This is a genomic window from Staphylococcus sp. B1(2026) (assembly GCF_058895785.1).
Map to the genome: position 1 here is coordinate 1 of NZ_JBZXTS010000014.1, position 16,143 is coordinate 16,143.

At 33.0% G+C, this 16,143-nt stretch carries 15 protein-coding genes; 8 read left to right on the plus strand and 7 right to left on the minus strand.

Features of this window, described 5'->3' with window-relative positions; genetic code table 11:
* Positions 1-92: 92 nt before the first annotated feature.
* From phoU to AC5EAH_RS03780, 6 genes are all read right to left on the minus strand, one after another.
* The gene (gene phoU / locus AC5EAH_RS03755; RefSeq protein ID WP_493493420.1) at positions 93-734 is read right to left on the minus strand and encodes a phosphate signaling complex protein PhoU; all 642 of its coding nucleotides are present in this window, start codon (positions 732-734) and stop codon (positions 93-95) included.
* Between the two features lie 9 nt (positions 735-743).
* Positions 744-1,493, minus strand: a complete 750-nt coding sequence (gene pstB, locus AC5EAH_RS03760) for a phosphate ABC transporter ATP-binding protein PstB (RefSeq protein ID WP_493493421.1) — start codon at positions 1,491-1,493, stop codon at positions 744-746.
* The gene (gene pstA / locus AC5EAH_RS03765) at positions 1,493-2,332 is read right to left on the minus strand and encodes a phosphate ABC transporter permease PstA (RefSeq protein WP_493493422.1); all 840 of its coding nucleotides are present in this window, start codon (positions 2,330-2,332) and stop codon (positions 1,493-1,495) included. Before pstA ends, pstB begins: the two co-directional genes overlap by 1 nt.
* Complete coding sequence (gene pstC, locus AC5EAH_RS03770) at positions 2,333-3,181, minus strand: phosphate ABC transporter permease subunit PstC (protein ID WP_493493423.1); 849 nt, start codon at positions 3,179-3,181, stop codon at positions 2,333-2,335.
* Position 3,182: 1 nt separating this feature from the next.
* Positions 3,183-4,040: a substrate-binding domain-containing protein gene (locus tag AC5EAH_RS03775; protein ID WP_493493424.1), complete on the minus strand. Its 858-nt coding sequence runs from the start codon at positions 4,038-4,040 to the stop codon at positions 3,183-3,185.
* Between the two features lie 111 nt (positions 4,041-4,151).
* On the minus strand, positions 4,152-4,952 hold the full coding sequence (locus tag AC5EAH_RS03780; RefSeq protein WP_493493425.1) for an alpha/beta hydrolase: 801 nt from the start codon (positions 4,950-4,952) through the stop codon (positions 4,152-4,154).
* A gap of 170 nt (positions 4,953-5,122) precedes the next feature.
* On the opposite strand from AC5EAH_RS03780, the gene allC reads away from it, so the two are divergent.
* The 8 genes from allC to AC5EAH_RS03820 are packed head-to-tail and all read left to right on the plus strand — an operon-like array spanning position 5,123 to position 14,712.
* Positions 5,123-6,349: an allantoate deiminase gene (gene allC, locus AC5EAH_RS03785; protein ID WP_493493426.1), complete on the plus strand. Its 1,227-nt coding sequence runs from the start codon at positions 5,123-5,125 to the stop codon at positions 6,347-6,349.
* Between the two features lie 10 nt (positions 6,350-6,359).
* Positions 6,360-7,145, plus strand: coding sequence for a (S)-ureidoglycine aminohydrolase (gene allE / locus AC5EAH_RS03790; protein ID WP_493493427.1), 786 nt, complete (start codon positions 6,360-6,362; stop codon positions 7,143-7,145).
* 17 nt (positions 7,146-7,162) lie between these two features.
* Complete coding sequence (gene allD / locus AC5EAH_RS03795; RefSeq protein WP_493493428.1) at positions 7,163-8,218, plus strand: ureidoglycolate dehydrogenase; 1,056 nt, start codon at positions 7,163-7,165, stop codon at positions 8,216-8,218.
* A 17-nt stretch (positions 8,219-8,235) separates the two neighbouring features.
* Positions 8,236-9,978: an acyl-CoA synthetase FdrA gene (fdrA, locus tag AC5EAH_RS03800; protein WP_493493429.1), complete on the plus strand. Its 1,743-nt coding sequence runs from the start codon at positions 8,236-8,238 to the stop codon at positions 9,976-9,978.
* Between the two features lie 5 nt (positions 9,979-9,983).
* Entirely contained in the window at positions 9,984-11,249 is a 1,266-nt protein-coding gene (locus tag AC5EAH_RS03805; protein WP_493493447.1) for a YlbE family protein, read from the plus strand.
* Between the two features lie 16 nt (positions 11,250-11,265).
* Positions 11,266-12,066 carry an oxamate carbamoyltransferase subunit AllH family protein gene (locus AC5EAH_RS03810; RefSeq protein ID WP_493493430.1) on the plus strand — a complete coding sequence of 267 codons (801 nt, stop codon included), beginning with the start codon at positions 11,266-11,268 and terminating at the stop codon, positions 12,064-12,066.
* A 1-nt stretch (position 12,067) separates the two neighbouring features.
* Positions 12,068-12,997, plus strand: coding sequence for a carbamate kinase (arcC, locus tag AC5EAH_RS03815; protein WP_493493431.1), 930 nt, complete (start codon positions 12,068-12,070; stop codon positions 12,995-12,997).
* Positions 12,998-13,050: 53 nt separating this feature from the next.
* Positions 13,051-14,712 (plus strand): PucR family transcriptional regulator, encoded by a 1,662-nt coding sequence (locus AC5EAH_RS03820; protein WP_493493432.1) that lies wholly within the window; start codon positions 13,051-13,053, stop codon positions 14,710-14,712.
* A 117-nt stretch (positions 14,713-14,829) separates the two neighbouring features.
* Here the strand turns inward: AC5EAH_RS03820 and AC5EAH_RS03825 are convergent, their stop codons facing one another.
* Positions 14,830-16,116: a phospholipase D-like domain-containing protein gene (locus tag AC5EAH_RS03825; protein WP_493493433.1), complete on the minus strand. Its 1,287-nt coding sequence runs from the start codon at positions 16,114-16,116 to the stop codon at positions 14,830-14,832.
* Positions 16,117-16,143: the final 27 nt, after the last annotated feature.

Below are 16,143 nucleotides of genomic sequence, written 5' to 3' on the forward strand. Positions count from 1 at the left end.
CGAACTTAATATGTTATGAGTGTCGCAATATTATTTGCAATTCATCATAACCAAAAACCCGCAGATTATCCCTCGATAACCTGCGGGTTCTATTATTCATCATGGCTACCTGTGATGAAGTATTTTACCCATTCAGCAATGTTTGTTGAGTGGTCGGCGATACGTTCTAAATATTTGGCGATAATTAGGATATCGATGATTTTATCTTCATCTTTTGTGGCTGTGCGAATGTCTGTGATGATGTCGTTTTTGATTGTGTAATAAAGTTGGTCGACTTGATCGTCTAGGTCGATAACTTTGTCAAGGGTAGTTAAGTCGCGACTGCCTATACCTTCTATTGCTAAGTCTAGCATTTTTAGTACTAATTGTGTCATTTCGACAATGTGTTCGGCTTTGGGTGCATAAGTTGCATTTGTTTCTAATGTTAGATTGGCAATATCATAAGCTTGGTCACCGATACGTTCAATGTCGGTGATCATTTTTAATAAAGTTGAAACATTACGTAAATCACTGGCAACGGGATGTTGTTGAACGATAAAACGTATACAAGCTGCTTCAATATCTTGCTCTAATGCATCAATTTGTTTTTCTAATTCTTTAACAGTTTTAACATTGTCTGTTTTGCCTGAGATAAAACCATCAATAGCTAATGTTAAGGCTTCTTGACATAGATGCGCCATTTCAGTAATTTTATTTTTTAATTTTTTTAAATCATTTTCAAATTGTCTACGCATAAAGGCCTCCTATCCAAATCTTCCTGTAATATATTCTTCTGTTTTTTTGTTAGTTGGATTTAAAAATAAATCTGTTGTTTTGCCGAATTCAATCACTTCACCTTGTAAGAAAAAGGCTGTGTTATTTGAAACACGTGTTGCTTGTTGCATATTATGGGTTACAATAGCAATGGTATATTTGTCTTTTAGACTATAAATTAATTCTTCTACTTTGGCAGTTGAAATAGGGTCTAAGGCACTTGTTGGTTCGTCCATTAATAAGACATCAGGATTAATGGCTAAAGCACGTGCAATACATAGACGTTGTTGTTGTCCACCAGACATAGATAAGGCACTCTTGTGTAATTTGTCTTTTACGTCATCCCAAATGGCACCGCCTTTTAATGAAGTTTCAACGATTTCATCAAGTGTTGCTTTGTCTTTGATGCCATGTGTACGAGGACCGTAAGCGATATTATCATAAATACTCATTGGAAAAGGATTAGGTTTTTGAAAAACCATGCCGACAGTTTTACGGAGTTCATTAACATCAAATTTATAGATGTCTTGCTTATCTAATAAAATTTCACCTGTGATTTTACAGTTGTCAACAAAATCATTCATGCGGTTCAATGATTTTAAAAAAGTACTCTTACCACAACCACTTGGACCGATGAAGGCTGTAACTTTATTTTCTTCAATTCCTAAATTGATACCTTTTAAGGCATGAAAATCACCATAGTAAAGATTTAAATTTTTAGCTTCTAATTTATTATTCATTATTTTTCTCCTGCTAATTTTTTCGTTAATTTTTTATCTAAGTATAAAGATAAAAGATTGATTAATAAGACGACAATTAATAACACTAAAGCAGTGGCATAAGATTTTTCTATATTAATCCCTTCGCTCCATAATGCAAACATATGAACAGCTAAAGTTCTTCCAGAATCATGATAACTTGTGGCAATTTGTGCGACAGAACCAGCTGTATAAATTAAAGCGGCACTTTCACCAAGAATACGACCTATAGCTAAAATGACACCTGAAAAAATACCGGGTAAAGCTGAAGGTAAAATGATTTTGAAAATGGTACGTAATTTACCAGCACCTAAACCATAACTTGCTTCTTTTAATGAATGAGGCACAACTTTTAAAGCTTCTTCAGTACTAATCATGATTAAAGGTAAAACCATAATTGATAAAGTTAAAATACCTGAGATAATATTGTAGCCTTTGAAAATTACATTAACAAACAATAATGTACCAAATAAACCGTAAACAATAGAAGGTGTACTTTGTAATGTTTGAGTAGCAATACGAATCATTTTCACAAGTATATTATTTTTACTAGCATATTCGTTTAAATAAATTGCTGAACTGACACCAATGACAATGGCAATAATGACAGTGAAAATTACGACGATTAATGTATTAATAAATGCTGGCATTAACGAAACATTGTCAGTCGTATATGTGAAACTAAACATATCTAATGAAATAAAGCTAATACCTTTAATTAAAATATAACCCACGATGCTCAACATAAATGTTAAACTTGTGATAATACCAAAATAAACTAAGAATTTTAATAATTGTGCTTCAAATTTACGATTAGTCATTTATTTTGCACCTCTTAAAAAGTAATTTAAAATAATGTTAATAAAGAAAGTGATGACTAATAAAACAAGTGCTGTGGCTATTAATGCTTGTCGATGTAAATCAGTCGCATAACCCATCTCTAAAACGATATTACTCGTTAAAGTTCTCGCACCTTCAATTAATGACCCTGGAATACGTGGTTGGTTACCACTCACCATAATCACAGCCATCGTTTCACCTATTGCACGTCCGATTGCTAAAATAATACTCGTTAAAATACCTGATTTAGCTGCAGGTAAAATAACCTTAAAAATAGTACGTTCTTTCGTAGCCCCTAAACCAACAGAGGCTTCATAGTAACTTTTATCCACACCACGTAAAGCTGTTTCACTTAATGTAATAATTGTCGGTAAAATCATCACCATTAACACAAGTCCTGCTGCTAAAATACTACTACCACTTACTCTAAATACATTTCGTATGACAGGTACAATGACCATCACACCGAAGAAACCATAAACAACCGAAGGAATGGCTGCTAATAAATTAATACTTTGCTTAATGATTGGGTAGTGACGGTGTGGTGCGTACTGTGATAAATAAATAGCACTTAGTATACCGATAGGTGTTGCTAAAACAATCGCAATAATTGTGACATAAAATGTTGTCACAATCATTGGAAAAATACCATAAACATTAATACTTGGTTTCCATATTGAGCCAAAAATAAAATTAGAGAATCCGATTTGTGATAGACCGGCTAATCCTTCTTTAAATAGAAAAACAAAAATTAAAATAACAGATAGTACTGAAATACATGCAGCTAAGGTAAATGCATATTTTGCCACTAGCTCCTTTTTCATATTCATATTATTTCTCCTTTAAATCTTGCCAATTAGTAATTTGGCCTTGATAAATATCACGAATTTGTTGTTGCGATAAATTATTCATTGGATTGTCAGTGTTAACAATAATTGCAAGTGCGTCAATAGCAATCGTTGTAGGTTGTAATGGTTGTGATTTCTCTTTATCAGTTAAATCTCTCGAAATCATACCAATATCACTGATTTGTTGCAGTGCATTCTCAACACCACTCGTTGAATCACTTTGATTAATCTCAATAGAAGCATTAGGGTTCAATTTTAAATAAGCTTCTTTTAATTTTTCGACAACCGGTGCGACTGATGATGAACCTGAAATAGTGACTTTGCCTTTCGGTAAAGTACTATTGAATGTCACTGGTTGATCAACAGCAATATATTTTGCGTGTTCAATAATTTGTTGACCTTGTTGCGATAAAATGAATTGAATAAAGTCTTGCGCCACAAGGTTATGATTATTTTTGTGTGACACTAAACCAAATGAACGTGAAATTTTATAGCTACCGTCTTTAATCGCTTCTTTACTAATGGCAACCTGATCAATATTTAATGCTTTGACATCATGATTTAACACACCGTAAGAAACATAGCCAATCGCATATTTATTTGCACTGACACTACTTAAAATAGCACCTGTGCTTTGAAATACGTCGGCATCAATTGTTGTATTATCTACTTTATCTTTATCATAAATACCTAATAGATGTGTAAAAGCACCACGTGTACCTGAACCGTCTTCACGAGAAATAACAGTAATTTTAGAATCAGGTATGAAATCTTGGCTTTGACACCCTGAGATACCTATGATAATGGCTACTAACAATAGCATATACATTACTTTTTTCATAAGCGTAACATCCTTTATTTGTATTAAGATATGCAAAGCGTCTGCGATATCAAAGTCATTATATAGATAGCTTAACTTAAGTGCAAGAAAAGAAGATTAAAATTTAAATATTTATTTTAAAACCTTTGTTAACCAATCAAACAATTGTTGGTAAATAGGTAACCCTAACTGTTCGTCACGATCAAAATCATGGGCTGAATGAAATACAGGTATAAAATGATTTTGTGGTAGCCATTGACTTAAAGTGCTTGAAAATAAATAAGATACATCCGGATCATTGATACTTGCGGTAATAAAAGTAGGGGGGAATTGTTGACAATCTTCTTCAGTTAATTGCCATTGTTGATTAGTCGTATCTAATTGTAGTAATTGTGCCCAGGTACCTTGTTGACGTGCTTGAATATATTGAGACATATACGTGTCAGTTGATTTATGACAAGGATCAGTAGCAAGTGGAAAAAGTGTTTGAACTTGAGGTAAGTTTAAATAATAAGGTGAAGGTGATAATAATTGATACAAATTAATGTTATGATAGCCATAGAAACTAATTAATGCACGTGGTTGTATAGTTAGATGTTTTGCCATCAATAATGCAAGATAAGCACCCGCTGAACGACCAAATAAGCAGAAATTATCTGTAATATCTAAAAAATCGATAATTTTTTCAATTGTTGTCTTTAAAGTTGTAATGATAGTTTCAAAAGGCACTTCGGGTGCTAATAAATAATCGATTGTCACAATACGATAATTTTGTTGAAGTAAAGTTAAGTAACTCGTAGGTAAGTCATCTCTATCACCAAAAATTAAACCACCACCATGTAAATATAAAATAGTGCTGATAGGCTTGTCACAAGGATGTAATGTTGCTTGAATTGTTTGTGGGTAGTCAAAAATAGTCAGTTGATTTGTCATAATAGCCTCCTTAATTTAGTTAAAGTTTAACGAATATTTTAAATGAGGTCAAATAATTGGTTATAGTGAACAATTAACGAATTAAAATTGTTTACTTTGATTAGTGAAGGATAATCGTGAAACGCTTACACTTAAATAAGTTATCGTGTATAAATTAGGAGGTAATGCTTATGGAATGGCATAAAATAGTACAGGACAATGTGACATGGTTATCCTCAATAGGTAATGATGTCACAGGTGGTATGACACGTTTATTATATTCTGACTCATGGTTAGCCGCACAAAAAGGAATTGAACAAAAATTAAATGACTTAGGCTTTACGACAACATTCGATGAAATAGGTAATTTATTTGGACGTATTGAAGGTAGTAAGTATCCAAATGAAACAATTATGTCAGGCTCTCATGTAGATACCGTGGTCAATGGTGGTACTTTAGATGGACAATTTGGTATTATCGCGGCATATATCGCTATGTCATATTTATTAGAAGAATATGGTCAACCATTACGTTCAATGGAAGTAATTTCTATGGCTGAAGAAGAAGGTAGTCGTTTTCCAACTGTATTTTGGGGAAGTAAAAATTTTGTAGGTATCGCCAATAATGCAGAAGTTGAGCATATTAGTGATGGTAATGGTCAACCATTTGTTTCAGAAATGAGAAAGTGTGGTTTTGATTTCAGACCATTACAAACAAAAAGAGATGATATTAAAGCCTTCCTAGAATTACATATTGAGCAAGGTAATGTGCTAGAAAAAGAAAATAAAAAAATAGGAATTGTAACGGATATTGCCGGTCAAAAACGTTATACAATTATTTTAAAAGGTGAGGCAAATCATGCAGGTACAACACCTATGATTTATCGTCATGATACAATCGAAGCTTTTTCACGCATTGTTTGTGATACAATTACACGTGCCAAAGCTGAAGGGGAACCATTAGTCGCAACATTTGGTCGTGTAGAACCTAAACCAAATACAGTCAATGTTGTACCAGGTGAAACATTATTCTCGTTTGATTGTCGTCATACAAATAAAGAAAAATTAGAAGCTTTTACGCAAGAAACTGAGCAACGTATGCGTGATATTGCTGAAGAAATGGGTATTGAAATTGACATTGATTTATGGATGAATGAAGATCCAGTACCAATGTCAACAACTATTGTCACTAAATTAGTTGAAGTAGCTGAGGCAACTCACATGAATTATCGTCTAATGCATAGTGGTGCCGGTCATGATTCACAAATTATTGCTAAACATTATCCAACAGCAATGTTGTTCATACCAAGTATTAAAGGGATTAGTCATAATCCAGCAGAAGCAACTTCACTGGATGATTTAGTTGAAGGTGTTAAAATGCTAGCTGCATCATTATATGAAATGGCTTATAAAGAATAAGGAGAAGAAGATGGGATATAAAAATAATAATACAGGTTATCGTCAAGGTTTATTAGAATCAAGAGCAATTATTAAGAAAGGCATGTTTGCGATTTTGCCATTTGATGGTTTAGTAAAAAATACATTACCAGGTTTTGATAATTGTGAACTAACTATTTTAGCAACACCTAAATTAGGTGCGACTTTTGTTGATTATCATTTATCTATTTTACCTGAAGGTAAAAATGAACGTGGTTTTGGTGAAGAAGGCGTACAAGTATTTTTATATGTTTTAGAAGGTGAATTAACAGTATCTGATGGTAAAGAAGAACATCAATTGACATCAGGAGGCTATATTTATTTACCAGCTGGTGAAAAGTTATACTTCCACAATCACAGTGGACAACGTGTAGAAACATTCTTATACAAAAAACGTTATGAAGCGGTAGAAGGCTATGCAGCACATAAAGTGGTAGGTAATAGTCATGATTTAACACCGATTGAGTATGAAGGCATGTCTGATGTTTTATTATGGGATTTATTGCCAGCAGATTTAGGCTTTGATATGAATTTCCACATTTTATCATTTAAACCAGGTGCGAGCCATGGTTATGTAGAAACACATTTCCAAGAACATGGTGCATATATTACATCAGGGCAAGGTATGTACAATTTAGATAATGAATGGTATCCAGTAGAAAAAGGTGATTATATCTTTATGGGTGCCTATGTTCATCAAGCAGCTTATGCTGTAGGGCGAGATGAACCATTAACGTATTTATATTCAAAAGATTGTAATAGAGATCCACAAATTTAAAGAAGAGGAAATAAAAAATGGCAAATTTAGTTAATGTTAAACCGCAAGAATTACATGCTTTAATCCAAAACAAATTAGAGAAAGCAGGTTTACCGAGTGAACAAGCATTTGAAATGGCAAAACATTTAGTTTATGCAGACAGCTGTGGTGTGCACTCACATGGTGCTGTACGTGTAGATTATTATGCTGAACGTATTGCTAAAGGTGGGGTAACAAAAAATCCACAATTATCTTTTGAAGCAACAGGGACATCAACAGGTATTTTCCATGGTGATAATGGTGCTGGGCATTATGTTGCTAATATGGCATTAGAAGATACGATTAAAATGGCAAAAGAATCAGGTGTAGCAGTAGTAGGAATTAGTAAAATGAGCCATAGTGGTACATTGTCATATTATGTTCGTAAAGCAGCTGAACATGATTTAATTGGTATTGCGATGTGTCAATCTGATCCAATGGTCGTACCTTATGGTGGTGCTGCACCATTTTATGGTACGAATCCAATTGCTTTTGCCGTACCATCAGCATCAGGTAAACCGATTGTGTTTGATATGGCAACATCTGTGCAAGCATGGGGTAAAATTTTAGATGCACGTAGTAAAAATAATCCTATCCCAGATACATGGGCAGTAAGTAAAACAGGTGGTCCAACAACTGATCCTTTTGACATTGGGGGTCTGTTACCAATTTCTGGGCCTAAAGGTTACGGTTTAATGATGATGGTAGATATTTTATCAGGTATGTTATTAGGCTTACCTTTTGGTGGCGGTGTTTCATCAATGTATAATGATTTAACAAAAGGCCGTGATTTAGGACAAATTTATATCATGATTGATCCAAGTCGTTTTACTGATTTAGATCAATTTAAAGCGAATATTGATTTATTAAAAGAACAATTACATAATGTGCCAGCTGCAGAAGGTTTTGAACAAGTTTATTATCCAGGTGAGTTAAGTGATATGAAACGCCAAAAATATGAAGCAGGTATTCCAATTGAAGAAAATATTTATCAATACTTAATAAGTGATACAGTTCACTTTGATAAATATTCAGGTAAAACAGCATTTGTATAAAATGGGGGATATAAAGCATGTTAAAAACAATTATTCAAAAAAATAATTATCAAGACTCAATTGTGTTGATGTTATTAACTAATAAAATTAGTACATTAGAGGGTGTTAATAATGTGTCGATTATGATGGGTACACCAGCTAATAAAGATATTTTTAAAACAAGTGGTTTATATACAGACGAATTAGAACAAGCGACACCTAATGATATCGCAATTGTATTAGACGTAGATAGTGAAGAAAGAGTAGCCACAGTATTAGAAGAAATGACGCAATTTCTAGCTGATAATGCTAAAGGTAATCAAGCACAAGAAGAAAGCATGACTATTGTTAAAACTTGGGATCAAGCATTGATCAAAGCTAATGAAGCCAATGTTGCATTGATCTCTATTCCTGGGACACATGCTGCTTTAGAAATTGAACGTGCTTTAGATGAAGGTTATCACGTATTTTGTTTCAGTGATAATGTTAGTGTTGAAGATGAGCAACGTCTAAAAGCTAAAGCACATGCCTCTAATTTATTATTGATGGGACCAGACTGTGGAACAGGGATTATTAATGGTATTCCATTAGCCTTTACCAATGCAGTGCGTCGTGGTCGTATTGGTGTGATTGGTGCTTCAGGTACAGGTATTCAAGAAGTGACAACTTTAGTGCATCAATATGGTGAAGGTGTTACACATGCCATTGGTACAGGTGGTCGTGATTTAAAAGACAGTATTGGTGGTGTTACTTTATTAGATAGTATTGACGTATTAGCTGTAGATCCAGAAGTAGAAGTTATTGTCGTTATTTCTAAACCAGCATCGCCTGTTGTACGTGAACAAGTGTTAAATAAATTACGTACTTTAAGTAAACCAGTTGTAACATTATTTTTAGGTGATGAACCGACTGAACATGAAGAAGGTTTATACCATGCTTATACTTTAGAAGAAGTTGCGAAACTAGCTGTAAAAATTTTACATAAAGAAGAAATTAGTGATATGCCGATTTTAGAAGAAGTCACAGTTTCTTCAACAGTACCAGAAGGTACAATTAAAGGTTATTATTCAGGTGGTACATTAGCAGCAGAAGCGGCAATGTTAGTCACTAAAGCATTAGATTTAACTAAACAATCAGCACCAGAAGGTTATATGTTACAAACAGATGGTCATGAGATTATTGATTTAGGTGATGATATTTATACACAAGGTAAACCGCACCCAATGATTGATCCAGATAAACGTATTGAAATGTTACAATCAGTTGTGCAAGATGAATCAGTTGCTGTTGTTTTATTAGATGTTGTTTTAGGTTATGGTTCACATGACAATATGGCTGAAGCTCTAGCACCAACTTTACGTGGTTTATTAGATGTTGCAAAAATACAAGGTCGTGAGTTGAAAATTATTGCGACAATTGTTGGTACAGATCAGGATCCACAAGATATTCATCAACAACAACGTATTTTACAAGAAGCAGGTGTATTAATTGCGGATAGTAATGCACAAGCTGTGCAAATGGCATTAACATCAATTGGTAAACCATTAGTATTACCAACGAAAACAATTGTACCTAAGTTACCCGGTCAAGCTACACCACATCATGAAGTAAAAACTTTATTAACGGCTAAATCTTTCTTAAATATTGGACTAAGAAGTTTTGCACAATCAATAGTAGATACAGGTGCGCAAGCCGTGCAATTTGATTGGAAACCTGTAGCTGGTGGTAATATTACTTTACAAAAAGCATTGCAATATTTAAGAAATTACAAGGAGGTCTAATGATGATGAATTATCAAACAGTTGATGAAGCTAATCAAGCCGTCATTACTAAAATTATGAATGGTAAACCATTTTTAATGGATGTTGTACCGGCACATACAGTTATTGATGTATTTTCACAAGGTAAAGTATTATTACACGCGGGACCACCGATTACGTTTGATAAAATGGTAGATCCTATTCAAGGTGCTTGTATTGGTGCATGCTTATTTGAAGGGTGGGCAACAGATGAAGCACAAGCAAGACAGTTATTAGAACAAGGGGAAGTGACATTGATGCCATGTCATCATGTTAATGCTGTTGGGCCAATGGGTGGTATTACTTCAGCAAATATGGCTGTACTTGTTGTAGAAAATAAAGAGCAAGGTAATATTGCTTATTGTACGATGAATGAAGGTATTGGTGCTGTATTACGTTTTGGTGCTTATTCAGAAGAAGTCATTACACGTTTACATTGGATGAAGGATGTTTTAGGACCAACTTTAGGTCAAGCATTACGTACTTTACCGGAAGGGTTGAATTTAAATGTTTTAATTGCGAAAGCTATTGCGATGGGAGATGAATTCCACCAACGTAATATTGCAGCTTCATTGGCTTTTCTAAAAGAAATGGCACCGATTATTACAAGTTTAGAGATTGATACAGCGACTAAACAACAAGTAATTCAATTTTTAGCTGATACAGACCAATTCTTCTTAAACATTATGATGGCTGCTTCAAAAGCAGTTTTAGATGCTGCGCGTACGATTGAAGCGGGTACTGTTGTTACAGCGATGTGCCGTAATGGTTATGAATTCGGTATACGTATTGCGGGTATGGGTGACGAATGGTTTACAGGACCAGCAAATACACCAAAAGGTTTGTATTTTACAGGTTTTTCTGAAGAAGATGCAGCAACAGATATGGGTGATAGTGCCATTACTGAAACATTTGGTGTAGGTGGGATGGCCATGATTGCTGCACCTGCAGTGACACGTTTTGTAGGTAGTGGTGGTTTTGGGGATGCACTAGCTACAAGTAATGAAATGAAAGAAATATGTGTCTCACAAAATACAAATTTCCCAGTACCTACTTGGGATTTCCAAGGTATTTGCTTAGGTATTGATGCGCGTAAAGTTGTAGAAACAGGAATTTTACCAGTTATTAATACAGGTATTGCTAATAAAAAAGCAGGATTAGGTCAAATTGGTGCAGGGACAGTTACACCACCAATCGAATGTTTTGAGAAAGCAGTGTTAGCATATGCTAAAAAATTAGGGTTTACAGAATAGTATGGGAGGGATGTCAATGAATCAATATCGTAGTATTTTTATGGATCAACATGTCTTGACATCCTCTAATATCATTTGGACAGTGCATAGTTTATTTGACAAAGTGATTAATTTAGCTTGTTCTCATCAAATAAACTTAATTACTTTAACACATGTTAGTCATCCATATATACCATTTGGAATTCACTTAATGCCTTATGATTTTAAACAAATGAAACAACAACTTAAGGTGGGGAATCAATTATATTTGACGCCTGATTTGTTGCAACATGATAATTTAAGTATTGTGCTTGGAGGACAACATTATCACAGTCAATTGATTATGCATAAAGTAGTGCAATCACACAATATTGCACTACTTATTAATTATTTAAGACAGTTATCAGTTCGTAATGGCTTTGGACAAACATTTCAAGAAAGTTTATTAGATCATGAGCATTTAATTAAACAACTTGTTTTAGCTAAAGATAAATCTCTACCACTAGCAAAACTAATAGGTCGAGGTGTGGGTTTAACGCCAACGGGTGATGATATGGTTATCGGTTATAATTTAGCGGCGAGTTGTTTGCGATTACCTGTTGTCATACCTCATTATTCGGCGACAACAAAAATCAGTCAACATTATTTATATTGTTCAGTACATGGATGTTTCCATAGTTTACTTTTGCAACTCGTTACTTTATTAACTGAGCCACATTTGGTAGTAAAACAGTTGCAATCTTGTATTGAAGCAATATTATCTTTTGGTCACACTTCAGGGTGTGATACATTAACAGGATTTATCTTAGCTATTTTTTATATGAAGGGAGAAATTTAATATGTCACAGCGTGTTGTTTTTGCACTTGGAGGAAATGCTATTTTACAACCTAAACAGATAGCTAGTTATGAAAATCAGTATCATAATGTGGTACAAAGTGCAGAAATTATTATGAAAATTTATCAGTTAGGGTATCAAATATTAGTTACGCATGGGAATGGGCCACAAGTAGGTAATATTTTACGTCAAAATGAAGAAACAAAAGCCATTGTGCCACCTATGCCATTAGATGTCTGTAACGCACAATCACAAGGTTTTATTGGTTACATGATTTCACGTGCTTTAAAAAATCAATTTGATAAAGTACGTCCTAATATTGTGACTTTATTAACAGAAGTTGAAGTTGATTCAAATGATGAAGCTTTTCAACAACCTAATAAACCAATTGGTTTATTTTATACAGAACAACAAGCACAACAATTAACAGCAGAAAAAGGATGGCATTTAAAAGAAGATGCTGGACGTGGTTATCGTCGTGTTGTGCCATCACCACAACCTAAAACGATTCATGGTGTGAATGTGATTAAAACTTTATTAGATAATGAAGCGATTGTTGTAGCTGGTGGGGGTGGCGGTATTCCTGTCATCGCAACAGAGCATGGTTATGAAGGTATTGAAGCTGTTATTGATAAAGATCGTACAGCTAAAAAATTAGCAGAAGAAATTGATGCGGATGTTTTAATGATTTTGACTGATATTAGTAATGTATATATTCATTATGGCACAGAACGTCAACAAAAATTAGAAACAATAACAATTGATGAAGCTCGACAATATGCACAAGAAGGTCATTTTGCTGCAGGAAGTATGGGGCCTAAAGTCGAAGCGGCAATAGATTTTGCTTCACGTGGTAAAACAGCGATCATTTGTTCATTATTAGAAGCGGATAAGGCATTACAAGGACAAGCAGGTACACGTATTGTAGGTTAAATTTAAAGCATAATGTGTTATAATAAAAACATCATAATGATAGGAGGTTAAGTATGACGAATCTTAAGGCAGTGTTATCTCAACATCAATTTAAAGAATTAACACTATTGACTTCGCAAGCAACACTTAACCATGAAATTACAAGTGTCGAAGTATCCGAAACACCTGATGTTAGCTTGTATATTTCGAATAATGTTTTTTTATTAACAACCGCTATGATTTATCAAGATAATCCACAGGAATTAAAAACTTTAATTCAATCGTTAAAAAGTGTCCAAGCAGCAGGTGTAGGGATTAAAGTAGGTCGTTTTATTCAAAAAATTCCGCAAGAAGTGATTGATTATGCTAATAGTATTAATTTTGCCATTATAGAAATTCCAGTAACTTATCCTTTAGGTGCGATTTTACATCGTATGCTCGATTTCGTTTGGAATAAGCAACAAGAGCAGTTGGTTTCAGCTATCGAAATCCAAAGAAAATTTTCTGATTTACTAATTAACGATGTGCCAACAGAACGATTCATTGGCGAATTGAGTAAAATGTTACGAGTACCCATTGTCCTGTTAAATCCTTTATATGACATTGTAGCCACATCTTTTCATTTTAATTCAACAACCTATCGTGCAGAATTTTTTGTAGAACAAATGTTATTAAAATCACCGAGAGCTAATAAATCAATATGTCATCCTTTTATTTTACAAGATTTTCAAAATAATAATATCAGTGTTTCAATGTGTTCTGTTAATGTGAATGATTTATATCCATATCATTTATTAGTTTTTTATCCTGAAAAGATGCCTTATCCTTTATCTGAAGTGGCTATTGAACAAGCAACGATGGTATTATCGTTTATGTTATTTAAAAATCAAAAGATTGATGAATACATTCAGGATAGACAGAGTGGTCATTTTAGACATTTTATTCGTCAACAAAAGGATGAGTCGGCAAAAAATAAAAATTGGTTACAATTAGGTGAAAGATTTGGACTAGTTGCTTCTAATCATTATCAAGTGGTGTTTGTTAATCGTGTAGGAGATGATGATTTTTATAATAAAGTATTATTAAGAACGGCTGAAATTCATTTATTAACACGTTGGCTAACTGCAAAATTAGAAAGTCAGTTACCGAATACTTGTATTTTTCATCACAAAAGTCGTAAATATTTGATATTATTAATTCAACATGAAAATGAAAATATCACTGAACTATTTAAACAAATTGCAAAAGAACTTTATGATAAAATTGGTGTATCATTAGCTTTTTCATTCGGTAAAGTATGTCATCAAATGGCAAGTATCGGTACGTCTTTTTTAGAAGCTAAGTTAACGTATGATAAAGTTAGACATCATGTGCCGCAACCTATTATCGCACAGTATAATCATTTTTATAATGCCCAAGATATTTTAGGTTTATTTGAGCAATTTGATAATGATAAAGTCGTTTATTTTTGCCAAACTATTTTAAAAGAATTGGCCTTTCCAGAAGATGAATATTTTAAAGAATTACGTGATACGTTAAAAGTTTATTTAGATCATCAATGTGAAATTTCTAGTACAGCTAAATATCTTTTTGTTCACCGCAATACGGTCAAATACCGTATTGAACGTTGTGAAGAAATGTTGCAATATGAATTTAAAGATCCTAAAGTTAGTCTTAATTTACGTTTAGCATTAGAATTATCAGAAAAATATGTAGAGAATAACAGATTATCATAATCCATATGAATGAATAGTTAATCATTTTAAGATTAAGTGATATAGTAAATAAATGTAATTAAACACTATCTACTTTAGATTTAGAGAAAATAGATAGTGTTTAATTATGTTTATATTTTATTCATCTGAGTATAATGCATCAACACTCTTAGCATTTATAAAAGTTTCAAAACTATTTATTGGTGCGAAATCAATATATATTTTTGAATAGTCATTCTTTTTTCTCCATAGTCTAACTGAATCAGTACCTTTCATTTCTAGCCATTGGCGTGTCACAGGTTGTCTTTCTTTAAGACCTAATACATCAATTAATAACCATTGACCTAATGCGTCTTGTCCATATATTTTTCCTGTATCGGGATTGATTTCAGTACTACTACCTGATTGTAAAGCTTTTGAGTTAGATTGAGTAATCAAGGCAGGTATTTGTTTACCATTAGGTAGTTGTAGAGTAAATCTAATTTCTTTTTTCTGTTTTTCTGAGTTGAAAATATTAGGACAGAAAAATCCAGGATATTTTTTATGAAATATTCTAGGGATGGGGATATATATTTCATTTAATGGTCGTTGAGATGGATTGGATGAATTAGGTGATTTTGAGCTGGCATTCCATGCGTTTAATCCTGACTTTTCACCGACTTCTTTGCGTTGATAAGAATATAAGGGTAAATAAATTTCAACAATATCAGTAGATTGTGGAGTATTATATTTATCAATAAAATGGAGATAAGCTTTAAGTAAAAAATCAAAAGGATCATCTAATATTTGAATCTCCAATTCATGAAGTTTCATAGAATCTTTCTTAGTTGGGTCAAAATATTGCCATATTTGAGCATCACTATAAGTAAATTTATATTGTTTATGTTTATCAGACCACGAAAAAGACGTATCTGTTTTATTGAAATTGTTTAAACTATTTATATCAATAAGTGGATAATGTGTTTCATGAATAACAAATCGATTAGCATCTCTTGTAATATAGTGATAAATATTTTTATCATGAGATAAACCTAAACGATTGTAATCAGCTATCATTCTTTCGTTTTTTATAGTCGATAAATAATAAGCCAACTTCTCATTGCTTTGATTAAAATCAATGGTAGCGCTATGTTTTTTTATCTGCATAACTTTTTGGAAAGAAGGTGCTGTATTCATCCATGTTTTTAAACCAATACCTATTCTAACATTGTCTATAATTGATAAAATATCATGTGGTGTATTTCCAATATCTACATTTTCAGCATGAAAAATTTTAGCAAAAATTGTTTCTTGAAATTTGGAATCAAGATGAGGTATATTATTAACATGTTTTTGCTTAAATAATTTTGTTAATGCACCATAAATTTGTAAAAATTTTATATATTCGTTGCGTGCTTCTGGTGGATATTTTTCCCATATAGACATTTATTTATAGCCCTCCATTGTAAAATC

What these genes read in the sequence shown, in the direction of transcription:
- arcC (WP_493493431.1), top strand. Translation starts at nt 12,068, where the DNA reads ATGTCACAGCGTGTTGTTTTTGCACTTGGAGGAAATGCTATTTTACAA.
- fdrA (WP_493493429.1), top strand. Translation starts at nt 8,236, where the DNA reads ATGTTAAAAACAATTATTCAAAAAAATAATTATCAAGACTCAATTGTG.
- AC5EAH_RS03780 (WP_493493425.1), bottom strand. Translation starts at nt 4,952, where the DNA reads ATGACAAATCAACTGACTATTTTTGACTACCCACAAACAATTCAAGCA.
- allD (WP_493493428.1), top strand. Translation starts at nt 7,163, where the DNA reads ATGGCAAATTTAGTTAATGTTAAACCGCAAGAATTACATGCTTTAATC.
- AC5EAH_RS03820 (WP_493493432.1), top strand. Translation starts at nt 13,051, where the DNA reads ATGACGAATCTTAAGGCAGTGTTATCTCAACATCAATTTAAAGAATTA.
- pstA (WP_493493422.1), bottom strand. Translation starts at nt 2,332, where the DNA reads ATGACTAATCGTAAATTTGAAGCACAATTATTAAAATTCTTAGTTTAT.
- allC (WP_493493426.1), top strand. Translation starts at nt 5,123, where the DNA reads ATGGAATGGCATAAAATAGTACAGGACAATGTGACATGGTTATCCTCA.
- AC5EAH_RS03805 (WP_493493447.1), top strand. Translation starts at nt 9,984, where the DNA reads ATGAATTATCAAACAGTTGATGAAGCTAATCAAGCCGTCATTACTAAA.
- AC5EAH_RS03825 (WP_493493433.1), bottom strand. Translation starts at nt 16,116, where the DNA reads ATGTCTATATGGGAAAAATATCCACCAGAAGCACGCAACGAATATATA.
- allE (WP_493493427.1), top strand. Translation starts at nt 6,360, where the DNA reads ATGGGATATAAAAATAATAATACAGGTTATCGTCAAGGTTTATTAGAA.
- AC5EAH_RS03775 (WP_493493424.1), bottom strand. Translation starts at nt 4,040, where the DNA reads ATGAAAAAAGTAATGTATATGCTATTGTTAGTAGCCATTATCATAGGT.
- pstB (WP_493493421.1), bottom strand. Translation starts at nt 1,493, where the DNA reads ATGAATAATAAATTAGAAGCTAAAAATTTAAATCTTTACTATGGTGAT.
- phoU (WP_493493420.1), bottom strand. Translation starts at nt 734, where the DNA reads ATGCGTAGACAATTTGAAAATGATTTAAAAAAATTAAAAAATAAAATT.
- AC5EAH_RS03810 (WP_493493430.1), top strand. Translation starts at nt 11,266, where the DNA reads ATGAATCAATATCGTAGTATTTTTATGGATCAACATGTCTTGACATCC.
- pstC (WP_493493423.1), bottom strand. Translation starts at nt 3,181, where the DNA reads ATGAATATGAAAAAGGAGCTAGTGGCAAAATATGCATTTACCTTAGCT.